Source organism: Caldimonas mangrovi (assembly GCF_023721835.1).
GTDB lineage: Bacteria > Pseudomonadota > Gammaproteobacteria > Burkholderiales > Burkholderiaceae_C > Caldimonas > Caldimonas mangrovi.
In genome coordinates this window covers 214117-231821 of sequence record NZ_JAMKFE010000008.1, presented here as the reverse complement: position 1 = coordinate 231821, position 17705 = coordinate 214117, and the positions used below count along the sequence as shown (strand labels likewise).

The window sequence follows — 17705 nt, the reverse complement described above, 5'->3', positions numbered from 1 at the left end:
TCAGGCAAATGCCGGCTGGATATCGTCGGAAGGATACCAATAGACCTTGCCGTTGCGCTCCTCGACCTTCAACGGGATCAACCGCCCCCCGTTGCACGGGCCGCCGACACACCGGCCGTTGCGTGGATCGTAGACCGCGCCATGGATCGAGCAGATGATCCATTCCCGGCTGTCGTCGAGGAATTCGTCGGGCTGCCAGTCCATCTCGGCCGGCACATGGGCGCAGCGATTGACGTAGGCGACCGGCTGGCCGTCGAACCGCAGCGCGAACGCGCGCACGCTGTCGTTCCACAGCAGCACGTCGAAACTCACGGCGCGACCGCGCTCCTCAAGCGCGGCCGCCTCGCACACTTCAAGCCCTGGCTGCTGGTCGCTCATGCATGGTCCCCCAGCCACCGGTGCAGTTCGCCCACCGAGTGCACCACCGTGCGGGGCGCGAATTCGTGGAAGGCCGATGGCTCGTGTGCGCCGTAGCTGACTGCCACGCTCGCAGTGCCGGCATTCGCGGCGAGCTGCAGGTCGTGCGTGGTGTCGCCGATCATCAGCGTGCGCTCGGGCTCGACGCCGAACTCGGCCATCAGCTCGTGCAGCATCAGCGGGTGGGGTTTGGACCGGGTTTCGTCGGCGGTGCGGGTGCCGTCGAACACGCCGCGCAGTTGCACGGTGTTGAGCGCCTCGTCGAGCCCGCGACGCGACTTGCCGGTGGCAACCCCCAGCCAGTGCTGACGCCCCTTGAGGGCCTGCAGCATCGGCAGCACGCCGTCGAACAGGGTCAGTTCGTGCTGCTTGGCGAAATAGTGGTGGCGGTAGCGCAGGCCGAGCTCGGGGTAGCGCTCGCTGGGCAGCCCGGGCACGGCATGGGCCAGCGCCTCGTGCAAGCCCATGCCGATCACATAGGCCGCGGCGTTCTGGCTCGGCACGGGGACCTGCAGGTCGGCGCAGGCCGACTGGATGCACTGGACGATCAGTGCGGTCGAGTCGAACAGCGTGCCGTCCCAGTCGAAGACGACCAGATCGAACTGGCGGGGTCGGGTTCTCATAAATGTTTCAAAAGTTCGCGGCACTCGGCCGGCAATGCGGCTTCGAGCTCGATGGTGGCGCCACTGGCCGGATGCTCGAAGCGCAGCCGGCGCGCGTGCAGGAACATACGCGCAAATCGGTGCCCTTCAAGGCGCTCGCCGCGCGCCCAAGCCTTGTTGAGCGAAAAATCGCCGTATTTCGGGTCGCCGACGATCGGGTGCCCCTCATGCGCCAGGTGCACCCGGATCTGGTGCGTGCGGCCGGTCTTGATGGTCACATCCAGCAGCGTATAGCCTGTGTAGGCGGCAGCCACCTTGACCAGCGTGATCGAGCGCCGGCCCTCGTCCGCGTCGGCCGCCACGGCACGCACGCGCCGCTCGCCCTCGGCGTCGAGGTACTTGTGCAAGGGCACATCGATCACCTTCTTGCCGGCCGGCCAGGCGCCGATGACCAGGGCGGCGTAGGTCTTGCCGGTCTCGCGCTGGCGGAACTGGTCCTGCAGCGCCGTCAGCGCGCTGCGCTTCTTGGCCAGCAGCAGGACGCCTGACGTTTCCTTGTCCAACCGGTGCACCAACTCGAGAAACCGCGCCTGCGGCCTCGCGCGCCGCAACTGCTCGATCACGCCGAAACTGACGCCGCTGCCGCCATGCACCGCAACGCCGGCCGGTTTGTCGACCGCCAGCAGGTGCTCGTCCTCGAACAGCACAGGGAACTCGCGCGCTGGAGCAGCCGGCGTTGCCGCCTTGTCGGGCAACCGTAGCGGCGGCACACGCACCTCGTCGCCCAGTTCGAGCCGGGTGTCGGCCGACGCCCGACCCTTGTTCACACGCACCTCGCCGCTGCGCACGATGCGGTAGACGTGCGTCTTGGGCACGCCCTTGAGCACTTTCAGCAGGAAGTTGTCGAGCCGCTGGCCGGAAGAACCCTCGTCGATGGACAGCCGCTGCACCGCTGCAAGCGAGGAAGCGGGCGCTGACTTGACGGGCGGGGGTGCTGCGGCCGCCGGGGCGCGACGTGTGGTTTCACGCCGTTCCACCTGCATACGCCTTTTCGCGCCTATAATCCGTTGCACCACGTTTGCGTTGTAAGTGTTTGATTTTCAAGAGTTTACCTGTCGCCCTCCGACCCTGATCGCAGGAGTGACGGCAACACGAGCAGGCAAGGTGGTGGTCGGTCTCTCGCGCAGAGCAGTAACAAGCGCGTGAAAAACCGGCCAACGGTGATGCAACGCAGGCCCGGTGGAGCGGGCCGCTTCCCAAGGTGAAGCGGCGGCTCAGGCCCGACCTGCGGCAGAGCAAACGTCGAAAGAACCAAAGAACAAGGTTTTCAGGCAACAGGCCGACCTTGTCCGGAGACATCGCAGCGTCGTCGCTTCCTTGTCGTTCCGGCAACACCTGTTGTCCGCGTCCCATGACCTCCCCCCGGTTGTTGTTCCTCCACTCCCCGCGCTCCCTGGCGTCGTGCGCCCGTCCGGTCATGAACCGTCCGGCTGCGCGCGTGCACGGGTGTGCCGCAGCGCGCTGCGCCTGCGGCACAGCGCGGAGACGGCAACCAGCCTGGGCCGCCCTTCACCCGAAGGGCGCGGTCTTGCGGGCGCACGCGCCAACGCTGTCGCGCTGATCGGTACACGATCACGTCAGTCCAGGGCGATTCCTTCCGGTTCCTCTTCGTTTCTCGTGCATCGATGAGTCGCCCCCGATGCCGCGATCGCGGCATCGGCAAGGCGACGTGTTCGTGTGCCGGCGCCCGCCGAGGTTCCGGCACGAAGGAGTGCACATGAAACGCATGCTGATCAATGCGACGCAGCAGGAAGAGCGGCGTCTCGCCATCGTCGACGGCCAGAAGCTGCTCGACTTCGAGACCGAGATCGAAGGCCGCGAGCAACGCAAGGGCAACATCTACAAGGCGGTCGTCACACGCGTCGAGCCCTCGCTCGAAGCCTGTTTCGTCGACTACGGCGAAGACCGCCACGGCTTCCTGCCGTTCAAGGAAATCTCGCGCCAGTACTTCAAGGAAGGCACCGACGTCCGCAACGCGAAGATCTCCGATGCGATCAAGGAAGGCCAGGAACTGCTGGTCCAGGTCGAGAAGGAAGAACGCGGCAACAAGGGCGCGGCCCTGACCACCTTCGTCTCGCTGGCCGGCCGCTACCTGGTGCTCATGCCCAACAACCCTCGCGGCGGTGGCGTCTCGCGCCGCATCGAAGGCGAGGACCGCGAAGAACTGAAGGACGCGCTCGACCAGCTGCAGTACCCGAAGGGCATGAGCCTGATCGCGCGCACTGCCGGCATCGGTCGCAGCGTCGCCGAGCTGCAATGGGACCTCAACTACATGCTGCAGTTGTGGACCGCGATCGAAGGCGCGTCGCAGGCCGGCAAGGGTGCCTTCCTGATCTACCAGGAATCGTCGCTCGTGATCCGCGCGATCCGCGACTACTTCACCGCGGACATCGGCGAGATCCTGATCGACACCGACGACATCTACGAACAAGCTCGTCAGTTCATGCATCACGTGATGCCGGACAACGAGCACCGGGTGAAGCGCTACCGCGACGATGCGCCGCTGTTCTCGCGCTTCCAGATCGAGCACCAGATTGAGTCGGCCTATTCGCGCACCGTGCAGCTGCCCTCCGGCGGCGCGATCGTGATCGACCATACCGAAGCACTGGTGTCGATCGACGTGAACTCGGCGCGCGCCACGCGTGGCGGCGACATCGAGGAAACCGCGACCCGCACCAATCTGGAAGCGGCCGACGAGATCGCCCGGCAGATGCGCCTGCGCGATCTGGGCGGCCTGATCGTCGTGGACTTCATCGACATGGAGGAGTCCAAGAACCGCCGCGAGGTCGAGACCCGGCTGCGCGACGCGCTCCGCCAGGACCGGGCCCGCGTGCAGTTCAGCTCGATCAGCAAGTTCGGCCTGCTTGAACTGAGCCGCCAGCGCCTGCGCCCCGCACTGAGCGAAGGCTCGCACATCACCTGCCCGCGCTGCAACGGCACCGGCCACATCCGCGACACCGAATCGTCCGCGCTGCAGATCCTGCGCATGGTGCAGGAAGAGGCGATGAAGGAGAACACCGCCGCCGTGCACGTGCAGGTGCCGGTGGAAGTCACGTCCTTCCTGCTGAACGAGAAGCGCACCGAGATCACCAAGATCGAACTGAAGCAGCGCGTGACCGTGCTGCTGGTGCCCAACAAGCACCTCGACACCCCGAACTACAAGCTTGAGCGTCTGCGCCACGACGATCCTCGCCTTGAAGGACTGCAGGCCAGCTACACGATGATCGAGGAGCCGGACGACGAGGTCGGCATCACCCGTCGCGAGAAGGCCGGCAAGGCCAAGCAGGAGCCGGTGATCAAGGGCATCCTGCCCGACCAGCCCGCGCCGATGGCACCGCCCAGGCCCGCCCCCGAACCGGCCGCGGTGTCCGCCGCCGTGCCTGCGCCGGCCCCGGCACCCGCCGCGGCGGCGGCAGCTACCGAGGGTGGATTCTTCGCGTGGCTGAAGAAATTGTTCGTCGGCGAACCGCAATCGGCGCCAGCCCCCGCCCCTGCCGTGTCCCCGGCGGCCCCTGCCGCCAAGGAGGCGCAGGACACGCGCCGCCGCGGCGACCGGGGCGATCGAGGCGAGCGTGGCGAGCGCCGCGGCGGCCGTGATGGCAACCGCGAAGGCGGACGCGACGGCAACCGTGACGGGCGCCGCGACGGCCGCGACCGCAACCGTGCAAAGTCGGCAGAACAGGCTGCCGGCGAGTCGCGCACCGACACGCCCCGCAAAGAGCGTGAACCGCGTGAGCAACGCGAGCCGCGTGAACAGCGCGAGCCGCGCGAAGCCGGCGCCCAAGAGGCGCGCCCGCCGCGCCAGGAAGGCCGCCGCGGGCCGCGCCCCGAGCGTGAAGTGCCTGCCGATGCGATCGAAGCCCCGCCCGAAGTCGGCTTTGCCGACACCGTGCCCCAGGAGGGCGCGGCTGCCGAGTCCGGCGATGCTCAGCGCGACGGGCGCCGCCGTCGCCGTGGCGGCCGCGGCCGTCGCGAGCGCGAAGCCGTCGAGGGCGGTGCCCTGGAAGGTGCAGCCGGCGAGACGCTCGAAAGTACCGAGATCGAGGACACCTTGGGCGCCACCCGGGTGGCCGGCGAGTCGGGCATCACGGGTGAGACCGGCGTGACCGGCGACACCGGCGTCGTCGGTGCCACCGGCATCACTGAAGCCGCGATGGCGGGCGCCGACAGCGGCACCGAGAACGAAGCGGCGCGTGAAGGCGAAGGCCGGCGGCGCGGCCGCGGTCGCGACCGCTATCGCCGCGACCGCCGGGAGCGCGATGGCGAGGTGACCGAGGACTTCGTCTCCGAAGCCGCGGTGGTCGAAGGCGAGACGGCCGAACTGCCGCTCGCACAAGCGGCACCCCTCGAAGCCGAACCGGCGCCTGCCCCTGCACCGGTGCCTGCCGCTGCGCCGGTCCCGGTCGCCGTCGCCCCCCGCCCCTTCGTGCTGCCGTTCGACCAACTGCACGAAATCGCCAGCGGCGCCGGGCTGGAGTGGGTCAACTCCGACGACGAGAAGGTGCGCGCAGCGCAGGAAGCCATCGCCGCCGCGCCGGCGCCTGCACGCGTGCCGCGCGAACCGAAACCGGTGGTGACGCTCGACGAGGGCCCGCTGGTGCTGGTCGAGACGCGCAAGGACTTGTCGCAGTTTTCGCTGCCGCTCGAGGGCGGCCGCTCCGACACCTCGCGCCCGCAGGTCTGAACGCGAGGCCGGGCGACCGGTCTCGCCTCACAGAACAACGCCGCCGCAGGCTGAGCCTGCGGCGGCGTTGTTTTTCATGCGCCGCGGAGGCGCGGTCAGGGCAGGCGAGCCAGCGCCTGCCGGTACGGGGCGTGCAACATCAGCTCGTCCCAGGCGAGCGGCGCAGTCTGCGGCAACAGATCGAGCCGGCGGGCTTCGCTGGCCTCGTTCGCCTGCCAGCCGCCGGTGTTCAACGCGCGTAGCAGGCCATCCAGCAATTCATCGACCGCTGCGCCGCCGTCGAGCGACTGGTTGCACAGCAGCACCATGTCGCAGCCGGCGTTCAGCGCCGCCATGGCGCCCTGCACCGGTGTGCCGGCCACCATCGCACCCTGCATGCTGAGATCGTCGCTGAAGATCGCGCCGGTGAAACCGAGGCGGGTGCGCAGGATGTCCTGCAACCAGCGGCTCGAAAAGCCCGCCGGCTGCGCATCCACCTTCGGATAGATCACGTGCGCCGGCATCACCGACGCCAGCGAGGTGCTCAGCCATTCGTACGGCTTCGCATCGTCTTCGAGGATGGCCTTCAGCGAGCGCTTGTCGACCGGCACATCGACGTGCGAGTCGGCCGCGACGAAGCCGTGCCCCGGGAAGTGCTTGCCGCACGATTGCATGCCCGCCAGCAGCAGGCCGTGCATCACGCTCTTGGCAAGCACCGTGGCAACTCGCGCGTCGCGATGGAAAGCGCGGTCGCCGATCACGCCGCTCGGCCCGTGGTCGAGATCCAGCACCGGCGTGAAGCTGAAATCGACGCCGCACGCGCGCAGCTCGGCAGCCAGCACATAACCGCAAGCGGTGGCAGCGTCGGTGGCGGCCATCGCGTCGCGCATCCACAACTCCCCGAGCACGCGCATCGGCGGCAGGTGGGTGTAGCCGTCGGTGCGAAAACGCTGCACGCGCCCACCCTCATGGTCGACGCAGATCAGCACGTCCGGGCGGATGGTCTTGATTTCGGCCGTCAGTTCGGTGAGCTGCAGCCGGCTCTCCCAGTTGCGGGCAAACAGGATGAGCCCGCCGGTGAGCGGGTGCTGCAACCGCCGGCGGTCGTCGTCGTTCAACGCGGTGCCGGCGATGTCGAGCACCACCGGCGCATGGGGAGCATGTTCGGCAGCAGCCATCAGGTTCATTCCTTGGTTTCGACGACGACGAAACTCGCCGCGTATTCGGATTCATCGGTCACGGTGACGTGGGCCCGCAAGCCGCGGGCGTCGAACCACGCGGCGAGACCGCCGTGCAGGCGTATCTGGGGCTTGCCGCTCGGTGCCTTCACCAGCTCGCAGTCGCGCCAGGTCATCGGCATGCGCATGCCGAGACCGATGGCCTTCGAGAACGCTTCCTTGGCAGAGAAGCGGGTGGCCAGGTAGGCAATGCCACGCGCCGGCACCTTCGCATAGCGGGTGCGGAACACCTCGATCTCGTGCGGGCCGAGCACCTTGAGCGCAAAGCGTTCGCCGCGCCGCTCCCAGGTGGCCCGCATGCGCCGGATATCGCAGATGTCGGTGCCGATGCCGTAGATCATCGGCCCTGGGGCGCAAAAGCGCGTTGAATGCAGCGCAGGTAGTCGTGTACGGTCTCGCGGTAACCGAGCTCAAGCGCATCGGCAATGAACGCGTGGCCGATCGACACCTCCTGCACACCGGGTACCGTGCGCAGGAAATCGGTGAGGTTGTCGCGGTTGAGATCGTGCCCCGCATTGACGCCCAATCCCACGGCGATCGCCGCACGTGCGGCCGCCTCGAAGCTCGGCAGCAGCGCGGCTGCCTTGCCGGCCGCATGAGCCTGAGCGTACGTCTCGGTGTAGAGCTCCACCCGGTCGGCACCACAGGCCCGCGCTGCCGCCATGGCTTCGGGCATCGGATCCATGAACAGGCTCACCCGTACGCCGAGTGCCTGCGCCTCGGCGATCAGCGGTTTCAGCTTCTTGCCATCCTGAGGAAACGTCCAACCGTGGTCGGAGGTGAATTGCCCGACGGTGTCCGGCACGAAAGTGCACTGATGAGGACGCACGGCCCGCACGAAGTCCATCAGGTTGTGGAAGGGGTTGCCTTCGATGTTGAACTCGACATGCGGCCACTCTTTCAGCAGTGCGGCCAGGTCGTGCACATCGTGGGCACGGATGTGGCGCTCGTCGGGCCGCGGGTGCACCGTGAGGCCCTGGGCCCCCGCCTCAAGCACCGCCGTTGCGGCCCGGGTGACGCTCGGGATGCCGAGATGCCGCGTATTGCGCAGCAGCGCCACCTTGTTGAGATTGACCGACAGTGCGGTCACGCCGCCGCGTGCGGATGATTCTGGAGCAACGAGGGGGTTCATCGTTTGAGCAGCGAAGGTCCATCGAGCAGCCGCTGGACGTCCACCATCATCTGACGCGTGCGCAACTGCGGCGAACCCACATGATAGTGAAGCAGTTGGCGCAGCGCCGTCCGGAGTTCGGGCAAGGCGGTCGCACAGGTGGCGCGCAGCATGTCCAGCGAGCCCGCATCGAGCGCCTGCTGCAGCACCTGCAGCGTGCGACCGGCGAGGGCCGCATCCTGGCGTTCGGCATCCACCACGCCGGCTTCCCCGTGCAGGCGATAGCGCGCCTCGGGCTGCACCGGAGCCAGCGTCAGCGTCGCCACGTCGAGCTGGGGCAGCACGCCCAACTCACGCAGCAGCACCAGTTCGAAAGCGCGCAACGTCGACTGCACCTGCTGCTCGTCTTTGGCAGCCAGGTGGGGCAAGGTCTCGGCATACGCACTGAACAGCACCGGATGCGGGTCGGCGCGCGCGAGCAGCTTCATCAGCAATTCGTTGAGATAGAAGCCGGTCAGCAGCGGCGCGCCGGTCAGCATCGCCGCGCCCCCTGCCCACTCGGCCGATTTCAGCGTGTGGACATCGCCACCCTCTTCCTCGCGGCTGCTGAAGCCCACCACCAGCCGCTGGAACGGCAACAGCACGGGGCGCAGTTGTGAGTAGGGCCGCTTGGCCCCCTTCGCCACCACGGCGACACGGCCGTGCTGATGGGTGAACAGGTCGAGAATCAGGCTGGACTCGCTCCAGTCGTAGCGATGCAGCACATAGGCCGCCTCGCCCTGCACCCGGAACGCGGCACGCGCTCCGGAACCGCGGCCCCGGGAGGTGGCCATGGTTCAGACGGCCGGTGCGTGCGAGCGCGGCCCGGCGAACCGCTCACTCGTAGCCATAGCTGCGCAGCCGCTCCTCGTCGTCGGCCCAGCCGGAGCGCACCTTGACCCACAGCTCGAGGAACACCTTCGCGTCCATCAGCTTCTCGAGCTCCTGGCGCGCCTCGGTGCCGATGCGCTTCAACCGCTCTCCGCCGTCGCCGATCACCATGCCCTTGTGGGCGTCGCGCTCGACCACGATGGTCGCCGCGATCCGGCGCAGGTTGCCCTCCTCCTCGAACTTGTCGATCACGACGGTCGAGGTGTAGGGCAACTCGTCGCCTGTCAGGCGGAACAGCTTCTCGCGCACGATCTCGCTGGCCAGGAAACGCTCGCTGCGGTCGGTCAGCGCCTCTTCGTCGTGCCACCACGCCTGTTCGGGCAGGTAAGGCCGCACGATTTCCAGCAGGCGCTTGACGTCGTCGGGGCGCTTGGCGGTCAGCGGCACGAACTCGGCGAACGGGTGACGTTCCTGCATGCTCTTCAGCCAGGGCGCCAGCTCGGCCCGCCGCACCACCTTGTCGAGCTTGTTGGCCACCAGCACCGCGGGTTTGCCTTCGGGGATCAGCGACAGCACCTTGGCATCGTCGAGCCCGAAGCGGCCGGCTTCGACGACGAACAGCACCACGTCGACATCACTCACCGAAGACAACACCGTGCGGTTCAGCGTGCGATTGAGCGGGTTGCTGTGCCGGGTCTGGAAGCCCGGCGTGTCGACAAAGACGTATTGCGCGTCACCCAGCGTGCGGATGCCGGTGATGCGGTGGCGCGTCGTCTGTGCCTTGCGCGACGTGATGCTGACCTTCTGTCCGACGAGGGCGTTCAGCAGCGTCGACTTGCCGACATTGGGCCGCCCGACGATGGCGATCAGCCCGCAACGCTGCCCGCCGGCGGGCAGCGAGGGATCGCCGTCTGCCGGCGAAGGGTTGGAGTCCACGTTCACGTTTTCCATCGCAGCTGAAGCTGCACAAGCAAAATTGACCGCTTTCAGCGGCCCGTTGCCTTGAGTTTAGCGAGCACGGCCTGCGCCGCCACCTGTTCGGCCGCCCGGCGCGAGGGCCCCTCGCCGTTCTGCACGACCGCCAGCGCCGGCACGCTGCAGCTGACGACAAACTGCTGCTGGTGCGCATGCCCGCGCGTCGCGACGATGGCATAGGCCGGCACCGCGATCTTGCGCGCCTGCAGCCATTCCTGCAGCTCGGTCTTGGCGTCCTTGGCGCTGCTGCGCAGGTCGGGTTCGGTCAGCACCGCGCTGAACAGGCGGTGAACCAGCGTCCGGGCTGCGTCGAAGCCACCGTCCAGATAGACCGCACCGAATACCGCTTCCAGCGCATCGGCCAGGATCGAGGGGCGCTGCGCGCCGCCGCTGCGCGCCTCGCCCTCGCCGAGCCGCAGGCAGCCGGGAAGTTCGAGCGTCAGCGCGATGCGATGCAGCGAATCCTGCTTCACGAGGTTGGCTCGCACGCGAGAGAGGTCGCCTTCGTCGGAGCCGGAAAAGCGCTCGTACAGCAAGCCGGAGATCGCCAGCCCCAACACCGAGTCGCCGAGAAACTCGAGCCGTTCGTTGTGGTCGGCCCCAAAGCTGCGGTGCGTCAAGGCCCGCGCGAGCAGCGCCGGGTTGCGAAAGCGGTACTGGAGCCGTTGCTCCAGCGCTTGAACAGCGTCGCTCACACCCGCCGCCTTTCAACGGCCGTCGCAGCGCGCGCGGCGACAGCTCATGGCTTGGAGCGGCCCGAGTACCTGATCAGCAGATAGACCGGCTCGATCAGGACGATCTCCTTGTCGTAGGCGAAGCTGATCACGATGCGATCGTTTTCCTTCGTGACCTCGAGATCCTTGCCGGAGATGGACTCGATCGAGTATTCGATCTGCTTCTGGCGCTCGAACGACGCACGGATCTCGGGCACCGTGGTGCCACCTTCCTGCGCGACCTTGTTCACGGTCCTCTGGATCGTCCAGTATTCGTTCAGTGTCGGAAAGACCTTCATCCCGATCAAGGCCACGGCGCCGATCAGCACGGCCCAGAACAGCAGGCCGATCAAGGTGACGCCGCGCTGTTCGCGCCGGGAAACAAGGGTCATCGTTAGCTCCTGGGGCTTGGAAAGGTCGTGGACAGCAAAGCCGTGTTACTGAAACGAACCGATACGGCCGAGATTACCCAAATTCATCCAGATCAAAAAGGCCTTGCCGACGATGTTCTCGTCCGGCACGAAGCCCCAAAAGCGCGAATCCTGCGAATCGTCGCGGTTGTCGCCCATCGTGAAGTAGTGACCGGCCGGCACCTTGCAGGTCACGCCTTCAGCGCTGTAGCGGCAGTTGTCGCTGTGCGGAAAGTCGTCGGCTGCGATCACGAAGGGTGGTGCATCCTTGTAGTTCAGGATGCGATGCTCCATGGTGCCGAGCTTCTCGGAGAACAGCTGCGCATAGCGACGCCGGTCCTCGTTGTAGAACTCACCGAGCGGCTGCGTCGGCACCGGCTGGCCGTTGATGGTCAGGCGCTTGTTGAGGTAGGCCACCTCGTCGCCCGGCACGCCGACAACCCGCTTGATGTAGTCGACGCGGGTGTCCTTCGGGTAGCGGAACACCATCACGTCGCCGCGCTGCGGCACGTGGTTGTCGATGATCTTCTTGTTGATCACCGGCAGGCGCACGCCGTAGTGGTATTTGTTCACGAGAATCAGGTCACCGACCAGCAAGGTCGGCACCATGGAGCCCGACGGGATCTTGAACGGCTCGAACAGGAAAGACCGCAGCAGGAAGACGATGCAGATGACCGGAAACAGCCCGGCCGTCCAATCCAGCCACCAGGGCTGCATCAGCAGTTTCTCGCGCGCCTCCTGCACATTGCCGTCGACCCGCTCGATGCCCTGGCGCGCGAGTTCCGCACGGCGCTCGGCGTCCTGCGCTTGCAGCGCCTCGGCAGCGCGGCGGCGCGCCGGCAGGAAGTACAGCCGTTCGGCGAGCCAGAACGCGAGGGTGACCACGGTGAGCAGGAACAGCAGCAACGAGAAGTTGCCATGCCATGCATCAAGATACCAGCCTCCCAGATAAACGATCAGGCAGGCGTACAAGGCTCCAGTGAGCAGTCCCATCCAGGCTCCAGAGAAGAGGGATCAGTCGTCGACTTGAAGGATGGCCAGGAAAGCTTCCTGCGGCACTTCGACCGTGCCGATCTGCTTCATCCGTTTCTTGCCGGCTTTTTGTTTTTCCAGCAACTTGCGCTTGCGGCTGATGTCACCGCCGTAGCATTTTGCCAGCACGTTCTTGCGCAGCGCCTTGATCGTCTCGCGCGCGATGATGTTCGCTCCGATCGCGGCCTGGATCGCCACGTCGTACATCTGGCGCGGGATCTGCTCGCGCATCTTGGCGGCCACGGCGCGGCCGCGGTACTGGCTCTGGCTGCGATGCACGATGATCGACAAGGCGTCGACCCGGTCCCCGTTGATCAGGATGTCGACCTTGACGACGTCGGCTGCCCGGTACTCCTTGAACTCGTAGTCCATCGACGCATAGCCGCGCGAAACCGACTTCAGCTTGTCGAAAAAGTCGAGCACGATCTCGGCCAGCGGCAGCTCGTAGGTCAGCATGACCTGGCGACCGTGATAGGCCATGTTGAGCTGCACCCCGCGCTTCTGGTTGGCCAGTGTCATCACCGGCCCGACGTAGTCCTGGGGCATGTACAGATGCACCGTGACGATCGGCTCGCGGATCTCGCGGATGCGGCCGAGATCGGGCATCTTCGACGGATTCTCGACCGGAATCACCTCGCCGCTGTTCAGCTCCACCTCGTAGATGACGCTCGGAGCCGTGGTGATCAGATCCTGGTCGAACTCCCGTTCCAGCCGCTCCTGGACGATCTCCATGTGCAGCAAGCCCAGGAAACCGCATCGGAAGCCGAATCCGAGCGCCTGCGACACCTCGGGTTCATAGCGCAGCGACGAGTCGTTGAGCTTGAGCTTCTCCAGCGCGTCGCGCAGCTGGTCGTACTCGCTCGCTTCGGTGGGATACAGCCCGGCGAACACCTGCGGCTGGATTTCCTTGAAACCCGGCAGCGGCTCGTTCGCCGGACCGTGGTTGTTCGGCAGCTTCTTCTCGAGCGTGATGGTGTCGCCGACCTTTGCGGCCTGCAACTCCTTGATGCCGGCGATGATGAAGCCCACTTCGCCGGCGCTCAGCTCGTCGCGTGACACCGACTTCGGCGTGAAGACGCCCAACTGCTCGGCGTTGTAGACGGCATGGGTCGCCATCATCTTGATGCGCTCGCCCTTTTTCAGCTTGCCGTCCACCACGCGCACCAACATCACGACACCGACGTAGTTGTCGAACCAGGAGTCGATGATGACCGCGCGCAACGGCGCGTCGGACTTGCCTCGCGGCGCCGGCATGCGGGCAATGACGGCCTCGAGAATCTCGTCGATGCCCTCGCCGGTCTTGGCCGAGCAGGGAATTGCATCGGTGGCGTCGATGCCGATCACGTCCTCGATCTCGGCCTTCGCGCGGTCGGGATCGGCCTGCGGCAGATCCATCTTGTTGAGCACCGGCACCACCTCGACGCCCAGCTCGATCGCGGTGTAGCAGTTGGCGACCGTTTGCGCCTCGACACCCTGGCTCGCGTCGACCACCAGCAAGGCGCCTTCGCAGGCCGACAGCGAGCGGCTGACTTCATAGCTGAAGTCGACGTGCCCCGGCGTGTCGATCAGGTTGAGGTTGTAGATCTTGCCGTCGCGCGCGGTGTACTGCAGCGCCGCGGTCTGGGCCTTGATCGTGATGCCGCGTTCGCGCTCGATGTCCATCGAGTCGAGCACCTGCGCTTCCATCTCGCGGTCGCTCAAGCCCCCACAACGATGAATGATGCGATCGGCAAGCGTCGACTTGCCGTGGTCGATGTGGGCAATGATGGAAAAGTTGCGGATGTGGTTCATGAAAGCGAATCGAGTGCGTCACTCGCCACAGGAACGTCCTTGCGTCCTCGAGGCCAGCGTCGCGCGCAGGCTGCACGGACCTCAACGCTGCGTGTCGCCCATGCAGGCGGAGGCCTAAAAAAAAGGCGCGTCGAATCGGCGACGCGCCTTCCAACAAAAAGGTATGGCAACTGCTTTGTTGGACCTTCATTGTAGCGAAATACCCCCCGCTGGAAACCGCACCAGCACTTGCTCTTGCCCCGTTGCAGAGTGCCAACAGGAGTTTTGATCCACAACTTATCCACAAATGCATGTGGACTGTTTGGGGATAGTTTCAAAGCAGGGGGACTACCGCCGCGGTCCAACGATAAAGGGCTGCGCGACCCGTCGATTTTATCGAAATGTACCGAGAATCCTTCGTTTATTCTGATGGTTTGTTAGTGCTCACCAACAAATTTCAGCGTACTTATCAACATGTGACCAGCGATGATTTTTCCTGCTCCTTCCGCGACATGAAAAAACCCGACAACCTAGTTGGTTGCCGGGTTCTCGCCGGATCACGCTCGGTGCAAGCAGGCGCGCGCGGCTAGCGGCCCGGTCGGATCACGGCGTATTGAGCCCACTCGCCACGCCGGAACAGCACGTTGAACGGCTTGCTCTTGTCGAGCTTGCGCAGCACGGCCTCGAACTGCTTGACATCGCGGACCTCGGTGTTCGCCACCGCAAGAATCACATCGTCCTCGCGCAATCCCGCTCGTGCCGCCGGACCGTCGACCGAGGCCACACGTACGCCGCTCTTGAGGCCCAGTTCTCGCTGCTCGGCGGCGCTCAGGTCGGCCACCACCAGACCGAGCCCCTGCGCTGCGCTGGAAGACGCGCCGCCCTGCGGCGGCTCGACGCTGCCGGTGCGCACCGGGCGCTCCGGTTCGAACTCGCCGACGGTGACGGTCAGGTCACGGTAGTTGCCGCGTCGGAAGACCTGCAGGCTCAGCTTGTTGCCGGGCTTGCTGTTGCCAACGATGCGCGGCAGATCCGAGGCGCGCTCGATCGGCTTGCCGTCGAAGCGCGTGATGATGTCGCCGGCTTCGAGGCCGGCCTTCTGTGCCGGGCCGCCGTCCTCGACGCTGCGAACCAGTGCCCCGATCGGCTTGCCGAGCCCGATCGACTCGGCCACCTCCTTGGTCACCTGATCGATCTGCACGCCGATGCGCCCCCGGATCACGCGGCCTGTCGCGCGCAGTTGCTCGGCCACGCGCATCGCCTCGTCGATGGGGATCGCGAACGATATCCCCATGAACCCGCCGGAGCGACTGTAGATCTGCGAGTTGATGCCGACCACTTCGCCGCGCAGGTTCAGCAGCGGGCCGCCGGAATTGCCCGGGTTGATCGCGACGTCGGTCTGGATGAAGGGCAGGTAGTCGCCGGTTTCGCGCCCCTTGGCACTGACGATGCCGGCGGTCACGGTGTTGTCGAGGCCGAAGGGTGAGCCGATCGCCATCACCCACTCGCCGACCTTCAGCCTGCTGACGTCACCGATCTTCACGGCGGGCAGGGCGCTCGCCTCGATCTTCACCACGGCGACGTCGGTGCGCTTGTCGGTGCCGATGATCTTGGCCTTGAACTCGCGCTTGTCGGTCAGCGTGACGTAGACCTCGTCGGCCCCTTCGACCACGTGCGCATTGGTCATCACGTAGCCGTCGGGCGTGATCATGAAGCCGGAGCCGACGCCGCGTGGTTGCTCTTCCTCTTGCCCCGGTCGCTGTGGGCGGCGCGGGTCGGGACGGGGGCCGGGCATCGGCACGCCGAAGAAGCGCCGGAAGAACTCCTGCATCTCTTCGTCCATTTGCGGGCCGCCGGGCAACTGACCTGCGCGCACTCGCTCGGTGGTGCGGATGTTGACCACAGAAGGCCCCACCTGCTCGACCAGCGTCGTGAAGTCCGGCAACTCACGTGCCGGAACCTGGGCAGGCGCAGGCGCCGCGAGCACGAGGCAAGCGCCGGCGACGAACGCCATCACCACGTGACGAAACCGTCCAGTTATATGGATTCTTGCAGTCATCGATCACCTCAATGGAAAGGTGCCGCAGGGGACTGCGGCGCCGGGACAAGAAAGCGCTAGAGCTTGCGCTCCAGGCCCTGCACGAACAGGCGCAAAGTGGCCGGCGGCACTTCGCCGACCGCCGTGATCCACCAGTCCTTGTAGCGACGTACCAAGGTGTGCGTCGCGCCCATGCTCATCAGCATTTCCCTGCGATGCCGGGAAGGGTCGAAGGGTTCCACGAAGATCGAAACATGCGCCAGGCCGTCGGAAAAGATCGTCTGCAGGATCTCGCGCCCGGCATCGCCCTCCGACTCGTGCGAGCTCGATTTCCCCAGCGAGCGCTTGACGCAGTTGACGTGCCGGAAGCCAGGCACCTGCTGCTTGTAGACCCAGCCTTCCTGCTCGTAATGCGTCTTGCTCAGCGCCGGCCGGTCGACGCGGTAGCCACTCAGCTTCTTCATCGGCTTGACCACCGATTCCGGCTGCGACTTCACGCCGATCGAAACTTCGGAGAAAGCCGAGGATTCCAGCACGTCCTCGTCCTCGTTGAGCACTTCGGCGCGCAACAGGAGGCCGCTGTCCTTGTCGGCCCACAAACGGTAGCCGTAACGGTAGGGGTCGCGTGCACTGACCATCAACACGTCGGCCTCGTGCCCGGCAACACGGTCTGCACCCAGCTTGCGCACCTCATAGTGCTCGGAGAGGCGCTCGCCGTCGTTGTGCAGCAATCCAGGAAAGGTGCCCAGTGTTTCCCGATGCTCGAGCACCGCGACGCGTGAAGCAGGCCACAGAGTGGCAACCAGGTCGTTGTGCCGGAACACCCGGCGCATCTGCCCGTCGAGCGACTCGATGCGCTCGAACTGGCTGCCCGCTTCACAGTAGTGCGCGATGCGTGAACTGGCGACCTGTCCGCCGGCACTGACGACGAAGGTGCCCTGGAAGTTGCGCTTCTGCGCTGCATCGTGAATGCGCAGCAGCCAAGCCCGCACCTCCGTCTTCTCCAACGGCACCGGCTCCTGCGGCTGGGCCATCACGCCGCAGCTTGCGAAGGCCAGCATTCCCCACCCCAGCCACGGGGCCACCCAGCGCCATTGCATGCGATTCATCCGATCAACGAGTCGGGCCTTCGTAGGTGGCGCCGCGCAGGAAGCCGGACGGCACCCCCAGGGCCGAACTGCCACCGAACTGCTTGTGAGCCGCGAGGTACTGTTCCAGGCGAGCGTCCCGCAACAGCGGGCCGTTGGCCGTGACGACGATCTGCTCGGCGCCGGCCGGACGCGGCGCCGGCACGGCAGAGGCCGCCGCCACAGTCGCCGCCGCGGGGGCCTGAACCAATGTTGCGCCCGCGCCCGGCAGCACAGAAGGATCGGACAGTCGCGTGACAACCAGCACGCCGGCCACGGCCATCACGCCTGCAGCCGTCGCGACAGGAGCCGTCCACGAGCGGCGGCGCGCCCGGGTTGCCGCCCCGCCGTTGCCGACCAGCACCGCAGGCCCGGCGGCCTCGCCGGGCGTCGCTGACGGTGCCATCACGACCGGTTCCTCGGTCAACCGTTCCCGCAGGCGGCTCAGAAACTCACCGTCGCGCCCTCGGCCCGCCAGATCGTCCGAGCGCATCACGTCACCGATCAGCTGGTAGGCATGCCACACCTCGCAAGTGGCCATGCGCTCGGAAGGATCACGCCAGGCGGCGAGCACGCTGTGCAGATCGTCGGCTTCGACTTCACCGTCGCACAAGGCGGACAGCCTTTGCCTGGCCTGCACGCTGAAACCGGAATCACTCCACCGTTCGGTAGACATCAC

The 17705-nt window shown here is 66.2% G+C and carries 16 protein-coding genes; 1 reads left to right on the top strand and 15 read right to left on the bottom strand.

Going from position 1 to position 17705, the window contains the following annotated elements; translation table 11 throughout:
* Genes M8A51_RS15210 through M8A51_RS15200 form a run of 3 tightly spaced genes read right to left on the bottom strand, consistent with a single transcriptional unit; the run spans position 1 to position 2062 of the window.
* Complete coding sequence (locus tag M8A51_RS15210; RefSeq protein ID WP_251779314.1) at positions 1-378, bottom strand: Rieske (2Fe-2S) protein; 378 nt, start codon at positions 376-378, stop codon at positions 1-3.
* Complete coding sequence (locus M8A51_RS15205; RefSeq protein ID WP_251779313.1) at positions 375-1040, bottom strand: HAD-IA family hydrolase; 666 nt, start codon at positions 1038-1040, stop codon at positions 375-377. Before M8A51_RS15205 ends, M8A51_RS15210 begins: the two co-directional genes overlap by 4 nt.
* Positions 1037-2062, bottom strand: a complete 1026-nt coding sequence (locus M8A51_RS15200) for an RluA family pseudouridine synthase (RefSeq protein WP_407062237.1) — start codon at positions 2060-2062, stop codon at positions 1037-1039. The genes M8A51_RS15205 and M8A51_RS15200 overlap by 4 nt, the downstream gene beginning before the upstream one ends.
* 734 nt (positions 2063-2796) lie before the next feature.
* On the opposite strand from M8A51_RS15200, the gene M8A51_RS15195 reads away from it, so the two are divergent.
* Entirely contained in the window at positions 2797-5763 is a 2967-nt protein-coding gene (locus M8A51_RS15195; RefSeq protein WP_251779312.1) for an Rne/Rng family ribonuclease, read from the top strand.
* A gap of 95 nt (positions 5764-5858) precedes the next feature.
* On the opposite strand, the gene nagZ is transcribed toward M8A51_RS15195, so the two are convergent.
* From nagZ to M8A51_RS15135, 12 genes are all read right to left on the bottom strand, one after another.
* On the bottom strand, positions 5859-6920 hold the full coding sequence (gene nagZ, locus M8A51_RS15190) for a beta-N-acetylhexosaminidase (RefSeq protein WP_251779311.1): 1062 nt from the start codon (positions 6918-6920) through the stop codon (positions 5859-5861).
* Positions 6921-6925: 5 nt separating this feature from the next.
* Positions 6926-7321: a holo-ACP synthase gene (gene acpS, locus M8A51_RS15185; RefSeq protein ID WP_251779310.1), complete on the bottom strand. Its 396-nt coding sequence runs from the start codon at positions 7319-7321 to the stop codon at positions 6926-6928.
* Positions 7318-8112: a pyridoxine 5'-phosphate synthase gene (locus M8A51_RS15180; protein ID WP_251779309.1), complete on the bottom strand. Its 795-nt coding sequence runs from the start codon at positions 8110-8112 to the stop codon at positions 7318-7320. Before M8A51_RS15180 ends, acpS begins: the two co-directional genes overlap by 4 nt.
* Complete coding sequence (recO, locus tag M8A51_RS15175) at positions 8109-8924, bottom strand: DNA repair protein RecO (RefSeq protein ID WP_251779308.1); 816 nt, start codon at positions 8922-8924, stop codon at positions 8109-8111. Before recO ends, M8A51_RS15180 begins: the two co-directional genes overlap by 4 nt.
* Before the next feature lie 43 nt (positions 8925-8967).
* A complete protein-coding gene (gene era / locus M8A51_RS15170) occupies positions 8968-9912 on the bottom strand; it encodes a GTPase Era (protein WP_251779307.1) in 945 nt (314 codons plus the stop codon).
* 35 nt (positions 9913-9947) lie between these two features.
* Positions 9948-10631, bottom strand: a complete 684-nt coding sequence (rnc, locus tag M8A51_RS15165; RefSeq protein WP_251779306.1) for a ribonuclease III — start codon at positions 10629-10631, stop codon at positions 9948-9950.
* 44 nt (positions 10632-10675) lie between these two features.
* A complete protein-coding gene (locus M8A51_RS15160) occupies positions 10676-11041 on the bottom strand; it encodes a DUF4845 domain-containing protein (RefSeq protein ID WP_251779305.1) in 366 nt (121 codons plus the stop codon).
* Between the two features lie 45 nt (positions 11042-11086).
* On the bottom strand, positions 11087-12052 hold the full coding sequence (gene lepB, locus M8A51_RS15155) for a signal peptidase I (RefSeq protein WP_251779304.1): 966 nt from the start codon (positions 12050-12052) through the stop codon (positions 11087-11089).
* A gap of 21 nt (positions 12053-12073) precedes the next feature.
* Positions 12074-13882 (bottom strand): translation elongation factor 4, encoded by a 1809-nt coding sequence (gene lepA / locus M8A51_RS15150; RefSeq protein WP_251779303.1) that lies wholly within the window; start codon positions 13880-13882, stop codon positions 12074-12076.
* A gap of 565 nt (positions 13883-14447) precedes the next feature.
* Complete coding sequence (locus M8A51_RS15145) at positions 14448-15875, bottom strand: DegQ family serine endoprotease (protein ID WP_251779342.1); 1428 nt, start codon at positions 15873-15875, stop codon at positions 14448-14450.
* Between the two features lie 101 nt (positions 15876-15976).
* Positions 15977-17008 (bottom strand): MucB/RseB C-terminal domain-containing protein, encoded by a 1032-nt coding sequence (locus tag M8A51_RS15140; RefSeq protein WP_251779302.1) that lies wholly within the window; start codon positions 17006-17008, stop codon positions 15977-15979.
* A 4-nt stretch (positions 17009-17012) separates the two neighbouring features.
* Positions 17013-17702 (bottom strand): sigma-E factor negative regulatory protein, encoded by a 690-nt coding sequence (locus tag M8A51_RS15135; RefSeq protein WP_251779301.1) that lies wholly within the window; start codon positions 17700-17702, stop codon positions 17013-17015.
* Positions 17703-17705: the final 3 nt, after the last annotated feature.

What these genes read in the sequence shown, in the direction of transcription:
- M8A51_RS15210 (WP_251779314.1), bottom strand. Translation starts at nt 378, where the DNA reads ATGAGCGACCAGCAGCCAGGGCTTGAAGTGTGCGAGGCGGCCGCGCTT.
- M8A51_RS15205 (WP_251779313.1), bottom strand. Translation starts at nt 1,040, where the DNA reads ATGAGAACCCGACCCCGCCAGTTCGATCTGGTCGTCTTCGACTGGGAC.
- M8A51_RS15200 (WP_407062237.1), bottom strand. Translation starts at nt 2,062, where the DNA reads ATGCAGGTGGAACGGCGTGAAACCACACGTCGCGCCCCGGCGGCCGCA.
- M8A51_RS15195 (WP_251779312.1), top strand. Translation starts at nt 2,797, where the DNA reads ATGAAACGCATGCTGATCAATGCGACGCAGCAGGAAGAGCGGCGTCTC.
- nagZ (WP_251779311.1), bottom strand. Translation starts at nt 6,920, where the DNA reads ATGGCTGCTGCCGAACATGCTCCCCATGCGCCGGTGGTGCTCGACATC.
- acpS (WP_251779310.1), bottom strand. Translation starts at nt 7,321, where the DNA reads ATGATCTACGGCATCGGCACCGACATCTGCGATATCCGGCGCATGCGG.
- M8A51_RS15180 (WP_251779309.1), bottom strand. Translation starts at nt 8,112, where the DNA reads ATGAACCCCCTCGTTGCTCCAGAATCATCCGCACGCGGCGGCGTGACC.
- recO (WP_251779308.1), bottom strand. Translation starts at nt 8,924, where the DNA reads ATGGCCACCTCCCGGGGCCGCGGTTCCGGAGCGCGTGCCGCGTTCCGG.
- era (WP_251779307.1), bottom strand. Translation starts at nt 9,912, where the DNA reads ATGGAAAACGTGAACGTGGACTCCAACCCTTCGCCGGCAGACGGCGAT.
- M8A51_RS15160 (WP_251779305.1), bottom strand. Translation starts at nt 11,041, where the DNA reads ATGACCCTTGTTTCCCGGCGCGAACAGCGCGGCGTCACCTTGATCGGC.
- lepB (WP_251779304.1), bottom strand. Translation starts at nt 12,052, where the DNA reads ATGGGACTGCTCACTGGAGCCTTGTACGCCTGCCTGATCGTTTATCTG.
- lepA (WP_251779303.1), bottom strand. Translation starts at nt 13,882, where the DNA reads ATGAACCACATCCGCAACTTTTCCATCATTGCCCACATCGACCACGGC.
- M8A51_RS15145 (WP_251779342.1), bottom strand. Translation starts at nt 15,875, where the DNA reads ATGGCGTTCGTCGCCGGCGCTTGCCTCGTGCTCGCGGCGCCTGCGCCT.
- M8A51_RS15140 (WP_251779302.1), bottom strand. Translation starts at nt 17,008, where the DNA reads ATGAATCGCATGCAATGGCGCTGGGTGGCCCCGTGGCTGGGGTGGGGA.
- M8A51_RS15135 (WP_251779301.1), bottom strand. Translation starts at nt 17,702, where the DNA reads ATGTCTACCGAACGGTGGAGTGATTCCGGTTTCAGCGTGCAGGCCAGG.